The following is an 11165-nucleotide window of genomic DNA, read 5'->3' on the forward strand; positions in this document are numbered from 1 at the left end:
TACCACCGCGGCACCGCCGATCGAAACCGGACGGAGAGACCATGCGTGCAACTGCAACCAGCAACGGGTCGGCACCACCAGCGCATCGCGTGGTCCTGACCGGCTTCGGAGTCTTCTCGAGCATCGGTGTGGGCGCGGTCGAGTTCGCCGAGGGGCTGCGGGCCGGGCTCAGCGGCGCCAAGCCGATCACCAGGTTCGCGACCGAGGGTTTCGCCCACGCCAACGGCTGCGAACTGGTCGGCTTCGAGCCACGCCAGTGGATCCGCACCCTGGACGTCGACGAACTCGGCCCCGCCACCCGCTTCTCGGTGGCCGCGGCCCGGATGGCCGTGGCCCACGCCGGACTGAGCGAGGACGTCCTGCGTGGACAGCGCGGCCTGATCTCCATCGGGTCCACCGACGGGGAGTCGCACGACCTCGACCGCCTGGTCGAGACCGAGATCGAGCACGGACCCGAGAAGATGGACCCGAAGGTGGTCCGACGGGTCCCGGCGAGCCGGCTGGCCACGGCCGTCGCGCACGAACTGGGCCTGGAGGACGTCGAGGCGGTCACCATTCCCACCGCCTGCGCCGCGGGCAACTACGCCATCGGCTACGGCTTCGACGCGGTGCGTACCGGCGAGGTCGAGTTCGCGCTGTGCGGCGGCGCGGACGCGATGTGCCGCAAGACCTTCGCCGGCTTCTACCGGCTGGGCACGATCGCTCCGGACTGCTGCCGGCCGTTCGACAAGGACCGCAAGGGCATCCTGACCGGTGAGGGCGCCGGCGTACTGGTCCTGGAGTCCCTGGAGTCGGCACAGCGCCGCGGTGCCACCATCCACGCCGAGGTCCTGGGGTACGGGCTGAACTGCGATGCCGACCACCCGGTCGCGCCCAACCAGGGCAGCATCGCCCGGTGCATGGAACTGGCCCTGAACAACGCCGGGGTGAAGCCGTCCGAGGTCGATCTGATCTCCGCGCACGGAACCGGCACCAAGGCGAACGACGTCACCGAGACCCGCGCGGTCCGCGACGTCTACGGCGAGGCGCCGCCGCGCACCGTCTCGCTGAAGTCGATGCTCGGCCACACCATGGGCGCCGCCAGCGCGCTCGCCGCGATCGCCTGCGCCCTGGCCGTCGAGGGCGGGTTCATCCCGCCCACCATCAACCACCGGGAGACCGACCCCGAATGCGAGGTCGACTGCGTGCCCAACCATGCCGTCGACGCCGAGCTGAGGATCGTGCAGAACAACGGGATGGCCTTCGGCGGCAACAACGCCGTGGTGATCCTCGCCAAGTACGAGGAGCAGGCCTCATGAGCCGGCCCGTCGTCGGAATCGGCGCGGTCGCGAGCATCGGCCGCGACCCGTCCGAGCTGTTCGAGAGCCTGTGCGCCGGACGGAGCGGGCTGGCTCCGCTGCGCGGCTTCGACCGGTCGAAGTTCAAGGCGGGCCATCTCTTCGAGATCGACGACCGGCCCGCGCCGGGCGTGGACGTGCCGGGCCGGGCGACCGGGTTCCTGCTCGACGCGGTGGGCCAGGCGGCCCGTGACGCCGGCCTCGGTGAGGACCTCCGCGAGGTGCCGATCCTGGTCGGCACCGGACTGCGGGAACTGCGGTCGCTGGAGCTGTGGTGGCGCGACGGCGCCGCGTTCGCGGCGGAGCGGATGCACTTCGGCACCGCCCTTCGGGAACGTTTCGGCGCGGTCGACACACACACCTTCTCCAACGCCTGCTCCGCCTCGCTGTACGCGCTGGCACTCGCCGTCGACCAGCTGGAGACCGGCGCGGTGGAGCACGTGATCGTGGCCGGCACCGACTCGATCACGGAGAGCATGTTCGGGCTGACCGACGCCTTCCAGCTGGAGCCGCCCGGCCGGCTCAGACCCTTCGACGTCGACCGCAAGGGCACCATCCTCGGCGAGGGAGCCGGCGCGATCGTGCTGGCCCGCGAGCCGGACCACCGCCGGATCCACGGCAGGGTGCGCTCGGTCGGCGTGAACTGCGACGCCCACCACACCACCGCGCCCCTCCAGGCCGGGGTCGCCGCCGCGATCAGGCAGGCGCACCAACGGGCCGGGGTGAAACCGGAGAACGTGGACCTGGTCATGCTGCACGGCACCGGTACCCCGCTCAACGACGAGGTGGAGGTACGGGCCCTGCGCGAGGTCTTCGGCGAGCACGAGCGCGTGCCGCTGGTGACCGCCGTCAAGTCGATGACCGGGCACACCGCCGGCTCGGCCGGGGTGCTGAGCCTCATCACGGCCCTGCGGGCCATGTCGACCGGGCGGATCCCGCCGGTGACCGAACTCGACGAACCCACCGAGGACGTGAGCGCGTTGCGGCTGGTGCACACCACCGAGGCCACCGGTCGCGTCGATGTGGCGCAGGTCAACGGCTTCGGCTTCGGCGGACTGAACGCGGTGGCCATCGTGGAGGCGGCCCGATGAACGAGTTCCCGCGGATCGTGGTCAGCGGTGTGGGTCCTGCCCTGCCCGGAGTGGCCGGTACCGAGGACCTGGCGACCGGACCGGGCTTCCCCGCGGAGCCGGTGGACCCGGCCGCCCAGCTTGGCAAGAAAGGCCTGAAGTACAAGGACCGCGCCACCCGGCTCGGTCTGTGCGCGGCCTTCGCCGGACTGTGCGACGCCGGACTGCGGGACGCGGACGGCCCGCTGGTCGAGGGCGGCGGTGTCGGTGTCGTGGTGGCGTCCAACTACGGGAACGCGGACACCGTCTGCCGGGTGGTCACGACCATCGCGGCCGAGACGACCCGGGGCACGAGCCCGATGGACAGCCCCAACGCCTCCAGCAACATCGTCGCCTCCGAGATCGCGATCCGGTTCAAGCTGGGCGGCCCGAACCTGACCGTCTGCAACGGCGACGCCTCGGGTCTCGACGCCCTGCGCTGGGCCGCGGGCCTGCTGCGGTCCGGACGGGCCGAGCACGTGCTGGTCGTCGGGGTCGAACCGGACAACGAGGTGGTGCGCAAGCTGGTCGGCGCGGACCGGATCGTGGACGGGGCCGTCGCGGTGGTCCTGGAGCGTGCCGAGACCGCGCGGGCGCGCGGCGTACGACCGAGGGCCCGCCTGGGCGGCTTCGTGCGCACCGGCGGGGTCGAGGAGTGCGTCGGACGGCTCGCCGCGCTCGGCTCGGGCACCCCGGCCGGCTGGTACCCGCCGGAGACCGCCGACGACGACGCACCGCCCGCGGCGCTGCTCGCCGGGGTCCCCCGGTACCGGATGCCCGACGGCTGGGGCGCGCTCTCCGGTGCGCTGGGCCTGGTGCAGTGCGCCGCCGCCACCGGCCGGTTCGACGCGGGCGAGCCCGGCCCCCTCTACGCGCTCGCCGGCCGCGGCAACGACGGTGTGGCCGGAGTCCTCCTGCTCGCCCCCGGAGACGCCCGGTGAGCCGTGACCGGCCGCAGGCGCCGGGCCGGCCCGGTAACGCGGCGTGCACGGTGCACCGCAAGCGGCCCACGGGCGGTACCCCTGCCCTCCTGCTGCACGGACTGGCCAACAGCTCCTCCGTGTGGGACGAGTTGGCCGGGAGCGAGGCCGGCGGCCTGGATCTGTGGGCCGCCGAACTGCCCTGGGGCGGCGGGCAGTCACCGGCCTGGGCCTACGGTCAGGACGCCTCCCGGGCGGTCGCGGACGCGCTCGGACAGGTCCCCGGCGGCGCCGGCGTCGTGGTGGCCCACTCCTTCTCCACCGTGCTGCTGCTGGACCTGCTCGGCGAGGAACTCGCCCGGGGCGGTGACCCGTTCGCACGCCACGGCATCGAGGGCCTGGTGCTCGTGTCGCCGTTCTACCGCCGCGATCCGGAGAGCTTCGAGTACGGCGTCGTCGGCGACATGCTGGAGAACTTCCGCCGCACCATGGAAGAGGGCATCCGGGTGATGGCCGGGCCCCGGCTCGACCCCGCGCTGCGCCGCGACATGGCGCAGCGGGTCTGCGAACGGGTCGGCCCGTACGGCTACCTGAGCTTCTTCCGCAGCTATCTGCGCACGCCCTGGCTGCGCACCGACCTGGTCACGGTGCCCTCGCTGGTGATCGGCGGGGAGGAGGACTTCACCGCCGTACCCGCCGAGAGCACGGCGCTGGCCGCCGATCTCCCCGACGCACGCTGCCGGTTCCTCCCCGGGGCCGGCCACTTCCCGATGGTGGAACAGGTGGACGCCTTCTCCGCCGCCCTCGGTGAGTTCGTCGACTCGATCGGCCGTCCCGTGCCCGCGGTCGTCGACCAACCCGCTTGACAGACAAGGAGCCTGAGCAGCATGACGTCCCCCATCAGCAGCGTTCCCGAGCCGACCGAGCAGACGTTGAACGACTTCTTCGACGCCGCCGGCCACTTCTCGCTGCGGCCGTCCTACGAGGGCGGCAACATCAGCACGACCATCGGTTTCAAGCACGTCCACTACCTGCTCGAGGCCGCCGTGCTCGAGCACTTCCGCGCCGCTGGTCTGGGCGCCACGACCCTCTACGTCGAGTACGGTGCCGGCTTCGACGTCGTCTCCGTGAACACCCGGCTGCACACGGTGCTCACCCTGGACGACACGGTCGACGTCGAGGTCAAGCCGGTCACCAAGGACTCCGACACCCGGCTGCGTTTCGCGGTCACCGGGACCGTGGAGCGGGACGGGGCGCCGCGCAAGGCGGTGACCAGCAAGTTCGAGGTCGCCCTTCGGGCCATCGAGCATGTGCCGGACCCCAGGCCGCTGCCCGAGCGCCTGACCCGCTTCGTGGTGCCGCGGCTGGGCCGGGCGACGCCGAGGGAACTCACCGCCGTCCCGGTGGACAACATCGACCTGTCCGCGCAGCGCGGCGTCACCACGCGCTCCGGCGACCCGGTGCTGGCCGAGATCATCGGCGACGACAACGCCTTCGGCTGGAAGTGGCGAGTGCCCTACTTCTACTGCCACTTCACCAGTCACATGCAGATGTCCGGCTTCCTGCGGCAGATGGAGGAGGTGCTGCACCTGTTCGTCGCCGACCGGGGCATCGCCATCCAGCGCCTGCTGGACGAGCGCAACTGGATCCCGGTGGTGACCAAGTGCGACATCGAACTCACCGACGAGGTGCGGATCGAGGACGAGCTGTACACCGTCTTCACCGTCGAGGACGTCTTCAAGGCCGTCCTGTTCACCGCCCGGATGGACTGCTACGTGGTGCGTGACGGCGCGCTGGTGCGGGTCGCCACCGGACACATCACGCACGGCTACGTCACCAAGGAGTCGCCGGAGCGCGACTGGTCCCTGGTCACCTTCGACGACGAGGTGCTGGCCGCGCTCGGCGGCAAGACCCCCGCCGCCGGCTGACCGGACCTGTCAAAAGGAGCTGTTGCCATGAGCAGCGACACCATGGGCGCCGCCCGCAGACCGGTGATCACCGCCTGGTCGGCCGTGTCCCCGTTCGGGATGGGGCGTGCGGCGTTCGTCGAGGGGATGCACGAGGGCGGTGAGACCGCCGTCCGGATCGACCGCGAGCAGTGGCAGGTGCCCGACGAGCGGGCCAGGCTGGTGCCCGGGTTCAGTCCGCGCGCGGCACTGGGCCGCAAGGGCACCCGGTCGATGGACCGGGTGACGGGACTCGCGGTCAGCGCCGTGGGCGCGCTGCTCGACGACGCCGAGCGCAACCGCGAGGTCGCCACCGGCGACCGCGGGGCCGTCGTGCTCGGCACCACCACCGGCAGCGCGCAGAGCATGATGGACTTCACCCGGGACTCGCTGACCGGTGAGCAGCCGTACTTCGTCGACCCGGCGCAGATGCCCAACACGGTGATGAACTGCGCGGCCGGCCAGTGTGCGATCCGGCACCGGATCAAGGGCCCGAACGCCACCATCGCCGGAGGCCGGCTGGCCGGGCTGCTCGCGCTGAACTACGCGCGCAGACTGCTCGGCGCGGGCCGGGCCGAGGCGGTGCTGTGCGGCTCCGCCGAGGAGTACTCCAACGAGCGGGCCTGGCTGGAGTGGCACACCAGGGGCGACGAGGAGAAGCCGGCGCTGCTCGGCGAAGGCGCCGGCATGCTGCTGCTGGAACCCGAGGAGTCCGTCGCCGCCGAACATGTGCTGGCCGAGGTGCTGGCCGTGGAGAGCGGTGTGTTCGCCGAAGGCCGGCTGCCAATGGTGCTCGGCTCCTGTCTGCGCCGCGCCATGGACCGCGCCGGGGTCGACCCGTCGCAGGTGTGGGCGGCCGTCCCGTGCGGCGCCGGCGACGTGCTCGGCGATCGGGAACGGGGTGTGCTGGCCGAGGTGTTCGGCACCGCGGCACTCGAACGGGTGCGGAACACCGAGCTGTTCGGGGACGCCTCGGCGGCGTCGGTGAGTCTGCAGATCGCCTCCGTGCTCGCGGTCGCCGAGCGGACGCCCGACGTCGCCGGGCGGGTGGCGGTGGTCACCGCGGTGGAACGCGACGGCGGGACCGGCTGCGCCCTGCTGCGGCTGCGCTGAGCACCCGGCCGTACCCGGAGACGACCGGGCCGTACCCGGAAACCAATCGAGCGGAGGAGAGCGGTAGTCATGGCGGCACAGCCCTTCGAGAAGCTGGACAAGGAAGAACTGCGGCGGACCCTGGCCGATGTGATCGACGTCGACGCCACCGAGATCGAGGAGGCCACCGACTTCGTGGAGGAGTTGCAGGTCGACTCGCTGCTCCTGCTGGAACTGGTCGTGGTGCTGGAGAAGAAGTACCAGGTCAAGTTCACCGAGCAGGAGATGCGGACGGCCCGCACCTTCAGTCAGGCGCGCGCGCTGCTTGAGCGCAAGCTGGCGGTGTCGGCGTGACCGCCACCGCGCCGGAGGCGCCCGCCGGGGCGGTCGCCCGGGCGTCCTTCGCGCCGAGGCCCTCCCCGGTGGACGCCGGGATCGAGGTGACGTCGGTGGCGCGGTCCGGGGTGGCCGGAGGGGCCGGCCGCGTGCTCAGCGCGGTGGCCACCGTCGCGATCGACCGGACGGAGCCGGTCTTCGCCGGCCACTACCCCGACTTCCCGATCTTCCCCGGCGTGTGCATCGTCGAATGCGTCCAGCGCGGCGCGCTCGCGGTGGCCGAGCGGTCCGGGATGTCCGAACCCCGGCTGCTCGCGGTGGAGTCCACGCGTTTCCTCGGCGCCGTCTATCCCGGTGACCTGCTCACGGTGCACCTGGAGCTGCGCGATCACGAGGGCGGTGTGCGCTGCCGGGCCACGGCGCGCACCGAGCGGGGCGATGCCGCGTCGGTGCGGCTGCGGCTGTCCGGTGAGGTCGGCGTATGAACACCGTCCAGGTCGAACGCCTGCTTCCGCACCGGTTCCCCATGCTCCTCGTGGACCGGGTCCTCGACCTGGTTCCGGGTGAGAGCGTCACCGCGGCCAAGGCGATCACCCGCAACGAGCCGTGCTACCGGAGAGTCGGCGCGCACACGGCCGGCGCCTGTCTGGAGTACCCGCAGACGCTCCTGATCGAGTCGTGGGGCCAGGCCGCCGGCATCCTGGCGACCTGGCGCTCCCCCGACGAGCGGACCGACCCGCGGGAGGCCGACCGGGTCATGCTGCTCGGCGGTCTCTCCGGGGTCGTGTTCCACCGGCCGGTGCTGCCGGGGGACGTGCTCCTGCATCGGGCCCGGCTCTCCCGCGCCCTGTCCGACACCGCGATTTTCGAGGGCGAGACCTCGTGCGACGGCGAGGTGGTGATGTCGGTCGAGCGGATGGTGATGGCCTTCCGCCCCGCCGGCCGGCTGCTGCCGTCCGCCGGTTGAGCCGATCTTTAGCCGACATGGAGGAACGCCTGATGACACCGGACACCAAACCGGTCGCGCTGGTCAGCGGTGGCTCGCGCGGCATCGGCCGGGCCGTGGTGAAGCGGCTCGCGGCCGACGGCCACGACGTCAGCTTCTGCTACCAGTCCAACGACGAGGCCGCGACCGCCCTGGAGAAGGAACTCGGCGGACTCGACGTCCGGGTGCTGGCCCGGAAGGTCGACGTGGCCTCGCCGGAGTCGGTACGCGAGTGGGTGGCCGAGACCCAGGAGACCCTGGGCACGGTGGACGTCGCGGTCACCGCCGCGGGCATCACCCGTGACAACCCGCTGCTGATGATGACCGACCAGCAGTGGAAGGACGTGCTCGCGGTCAACCTCGACGGCACGTACAACGTCTGCCGCTCGGTGGTGTTCGAGATGATGAAGCGCCGCTCCGGCTCACTGGTGCTGATCTCCTCGGTGGCCGGGGTCCACGGCCACGCCACCCAGTCCAACTACGCGGCGACCAAGGCCGGGATCATCGGCTTCGCCAAGTCGCTGGCCAAGGAGGTCGGCCGCTACGGCATCCGGTCCAACGTGGTCGCCCCCGGATTCATCGAGACCGACATGACCGCGGTGCTCAGCGACAAGGTCCGCGAGCAGATGCTGGCCTCGATCCCCCTGAACCGCTTCGGCGGTGCCGACGAGGTCGCCGACCTGGTGTCCTTCCTGGCCTCCGAGCGCGCCGGCTACATCACCGGCTCCGTCTTCCAGGTCGACGGCGGCATCACCATCTGAGCCCCACCCCGACTCCCCACCGAAGGACGCCGCCATGGCCAAGAAGCCGCCCCGCTGGTACTTCTCCCTGCGCAGCCCCTACTCCTGGTTCGCCCACCACGACCTGAAGAAGCACCACCCCAACGTCCTGGACAGCGTGCGGTGGATCCCGTTCTGGGAGCCGGACGCCCGCAGCGAGGAACAGCTCGCGCAGGCCGGGGTCGAGCTGCCGCTGGTACCGATGGCGCGGGAGAAGAACTTCTACATCCTCCAGGACGCCCGGCGGCTGGCCGAGGACCGCGGGCTCGACGTCACCTGGCCGATCGACCGGGAACCGGTCTGGGAGGTCGCGCACCTGGCCTATCTGGTGGCCGAGGACGCCGGGAAGGGCAGGGAGTTCGTCGACCGGGTCTACCGCGCCCGCTGGCAGGAGGCGAAGGACATCTCCGACCCCGCCGTGATCGGCTCGATCGCCGGTGAACTCGGACTGGACGCGGACCGGGCCGCCGGCGCGGCCGACGACCCGGACCTGCGCGCCCGGGGCGTGGAGATCCTGGCCGCCTCGGTGAAGGACGGCCTGTTCGGCGTGCCGTTCTTCGTCCACGGCCACGAGAAGTTCTGGGGCGTCGACCGGGTGGCCGGGTTCGTCGCCGCGCTGCGCGGTGTCCCGCGCGCCTCCGTCGCCGTGCCGGACGCGGAGGCGGCAGCGCTGCCGGAGATGGCGGTGGCGGGCGCGGACGCCGGTCACGCCGGCGGCTGCGGTTGAGCCGCCTCCACCGAGACGATCCCGAGGGGGCGCGATGAGCGACGAGCACCGGCTCGCGGGCGACTGGGACGCGATCGTGGTCGGCAGCGGCATGGGCGGTCTGACCTGCGCCGCCTACCTGGCGGTGGCCGGCCATCGGGTGCTGGTGCTCGAACAGGCCGGGGTGCTGGGCGGCAACAGCCATGTCTTCCGGCGCCGTTCGGCCTACGAGTTCGACGCCGGAGTGCACTACATCGGCGACTGCGGGCCCGACGGCGTACTGCCGTCGATCCTGCGGGGACTGGGGCTCGGCGACCGTGTCGCCTTCCGGGAGATGGACCCGGACGGATTCGACGAGATCGTCCTGCCCGGGCTGCGGATGTCCGTACCCGTCGGCTGGGACCGCTACCTCGACCGGCTCGTCGAGGTACTGCCGGCGGACAAGGACGGCCTGCGGGAGTTCGTGACGGTGTGCTCGGCGGTCGGCGCGGAGATGCGCTGGACCCTGCTGTCCGCGGTCGGCGCGGGCCCGGCCGAGGTGCTGCGCCGTACCCCCACCGCGGTGGCCTGGGGCCGCCGCTCGCTGCACGAACTGTTCGAGCACTGCGGCCTGTCCGCCGCCGCGCGCACGGTGCTGGCCGCCCAGGCGCTCAACTACGGGATCGGCCCGGAGGAGGCCACGGTCGGCATGCACGCGAGCGTGACCGACCACTATCTGCGGGGCGCCGCCTATCCGGTCGGCGGCGGTCAGCTGCCGGCGGCGTCGCTGACCGAGGCGATCACCGGTCACGGCGGCACGGTCAGGACCGGGCACCGGGTGGATCGGGTGCTGGTCGAGCAGGGCCGGGCGTGCGGTGTCGTGCTGGACTGCGGGCGGGAGCTGCGCGCGCCGGTCGTGGTGTCCAACGCCGACTATGTGCGCACCGTCCGGGAGCTCGTCGGCGAGGAGCACTTCCCGGCGTCGATCGGGAAGCGGGCCCGGAGCGCGGTGATGGGCTTCCCCCTGGTGGTGCTCTACGTGGGGCTCGACCGGGAACTGCCGGGCAGGACCGGGGCGAACCTGTGGTGGCACGGGAACGCCGACGTCGAGGAGGCGTTCCGCGGGCTGGCCGAGGGGCGGTTCGACGCGCCGCCGTCGGTGTTCATCTCGTTCGCCTCCCGCAAGGACCCGCACACCGCGGCCATCCGGCCGCCCGGCCACGCCAACTTCCAGGTGATGGCCCTGTGCCCGCGGTCCCTGGAGGCGTGGGGCGCGGCGGCGGCATCCGAGAGCGGCGGGCCGTACCGCCGCGACCCGGTCTACCGGGCGGAGAAGGAGCGGGTCACCGAGGCGATGCTGGCCACCGCGGAACGCGCGCTCGGCCCCTTCCGCCGGTACGTGACCCACCTGGAGCTGGCCACGCCGGCCACGCAGCGCCGCTACACCCGGTCGACCGGCGGATCGCCGTTCGGGCTGGCCCGCTGGGGCGGCACGGGCGCCAGGCCGGACACCCGGACCAGTGTGGCCGGCCTGTACGTGGTGGGGCAGAGCACCCGATACGGCAGCGGGATCACCGGTGCCGCCGTCAGCGGTATCTCCTGCGCCGGGCAGATCCTCGGCCGCCCGCTGCTGCCGGAGGTGCACGCGGGCAGGGTGCTGGGAGACCCGCGGCGGCTTCCCGCGCGCGGTGCGGACTGGGACCCGCTGCGCCTGTGCGGCGGCCGGGCCCGCCGCGGCACCCACCCCGGCTGACCCCGGAGTTCCCGGCCCGGCGCCTTTTCCAGTAATTGCTCGGGCGACCAGCGGCGATGGTTTATCGAGGCTTCTTATAAGGCCGTTCCCGTGCGCCGGGCGCGCGGTAACGTCCCAAGCGCGGGGCGAGATCTGCTCGCCCGCCCGGCCCGGATGCGCCCGATCGGTGTGGCCCGCGGGGGCTGTCTCCACCAGTTTTCCGATTCAAGGGGAGTGAGTAGTC

12 protein-coding genes are annotated in these 11165 nt (G+C 72.2%); all 12 read left to right on the forward strand.

The window, feature by feature from the left end; translation table 11 throughout:
* The first annotated feature begins 41 nt into the window (after positions 1–41).
* The 12 genes from ACIQMV_RS15940 (at position 42) to ACIQMV_RS15995 (ending at position 10942) form a co-directional block, all read left to right on the forward strand.
* On the forward strand, positions 42–1298 hold the full coding sequence (locus tag ACIQMV_RS15940; RefSeq protein ID WP_402593213.1) for a beta-ketoacyl-[acyl-carrier-protein] synthase family protein: 1257 nt from the start codon (positions 42–44) through the stop codon (positions 1296–1298).
* A complete protein-coding gene (locus ACIQMV_RS15945) occupies positions 1295–2428 on the forward strand; it encodes a beta-ketoacyl synthase (RefSeq protein ID WP_141356207.1) in 1134 nt (377 codons plus the stop codon). Before ACIQMV_RS15940 ends, ACIQMV_RS15945 begins: the two co-directional genes overlap by 4 nt.
* Complete coding sequence (locus ACIQMV_RS15950) at positions 2425–3387, forward strand: beta-ketoacyl synthase N-terminal-like domain-containing protein (RefSeq protein WP_402593215.1); 963 nt, start codon at positions 2425–2427, stop codon at positions 3385–3387. The genes ACIQMV_RS15945 and ACIQMV_RS15950 overlap by 4 nt, the downstream gene beginning before the upstream one ends.
* Entirely contained in the window at positions 3384–4232 is an 849-nt protein-coding gene (locus tag ACIQMV_RS15955) for an alpha/beta fold hydrolase (RefSeq protein WP_402593217.1), read from the forward strand. Before ACIQMV_RS15950 ends, ACIQMV_RS15955 begins: the two co-directional genes overlap by 4 nt.
* A 21-nt stretch (positions 4233–4253) precedes the next feature.
* Complete coding sequence (locus tag ACIQMV_RS15960; RefSeq protein WP_401779212.1) at positions 4254–5294, forward strand: thioesterase family protein; 1041 nt, start codon at positions 4254–4256, stop codon at positions 5292–5294.
* A 27-nt stretch (positions 5295–5321) separates the two neighbouring features.
* Positions 5322–6425 (forward strand): beta-ketoacyl synthase N-terminal-like domain-containing protein, encoded by a 1104-nt coding sequence (locus tag ACIQMV_RS15965; RefSeq protein ID WP_402593220.1) that lies wholly within the window; start codon positions 5322–5324, stop codon positions 6423–6425.
* Between the two features lie 69 nt (positions 6426–6494).
* On the forward strand, positions 6495–6758 hold the full coding sequence (locus ACIQMV_RS15970; protein WP_141356218.1) for an acyl carrier protein: 264 nt from the start codon (positions 6495–6497) through the stop codon (positions 6756–6758).
* Complete coding sequence (locus tag ACIQMV_RS15975) at positions 6755–7225, forward strand: 3-hydroxyacyl-ACP dehydratase FabZ family protein (protein WP_402593221.1); 471 nt, start codon at positions 6755–6757, stop codon at positions 7223–7225. The genes ACIQMV_RS15970 and ACIQMV_RS15975 overlap by 4 nt, the downstream gene beginning before the upstream one ends.
* A complete protein-coding gene (locus tag ACIQMV_RS15980) occupies positions 7222–7707 on the forward strand; it encodes a 3-hydroxyacyl-ACP dehydratase FabZ family protein (RefSeq protein ID WP_401779205.1) in 486 nt (161 codons plus the stop codon). The genes ACIQMV_RS15975 and ACIQMV_RS15980 overlap by 4 nt, the downstream gene beginning before the upstream one ends.
* Positions 7708–7739: 32 nt before the next feature.
* On the forward strand, positions 7740–8486 hold the full coding sequence (fabG, locus tag ACIQMV_RS15985) for a 3-oxoacyl-[acyl-carrier-protein] reductase (protein WP_225079826.1): 747 nt from the start codon (positions 7740–7742) through the stop codon (positions 8484–8486).
* Between the two features lie 34 nt (positions 8487–8520).
* On the forward strand, positions 8521–9231 hold the full coding sequence (locus tag ACIQMV_RS15990; RefSeq protein WP_402593224.1) for a 2-hydroxychromene-2-carboxylate isomerase: 711 nt from the start codon (positions 8521–8523) through the stop codon (positions 9229–9231).
* 34 nt (positions 9232–9265) lie between these two features.
* Entirely contained in the window at positions 9266–10942 is a 1677-nt protein-coding gene (locus tag ACIQMV_RS15995; protein WP_402593226.1) for a phytoene desaturase family protein, read from the forward strand.
* The last annotated feature ends 223 nt before the right edge of the window (positions 10943–11165 follow it).

Source organism: Streptomyces sp. NPDC091412 (genome assembly GCF_044756885.1).
In the GTDB taxonomy this organism is placed as follows: Bacteria; Actinomycetota; Actinomycetes; order Streptomycetales; family Streptomycetaceae; genus Streptomyces.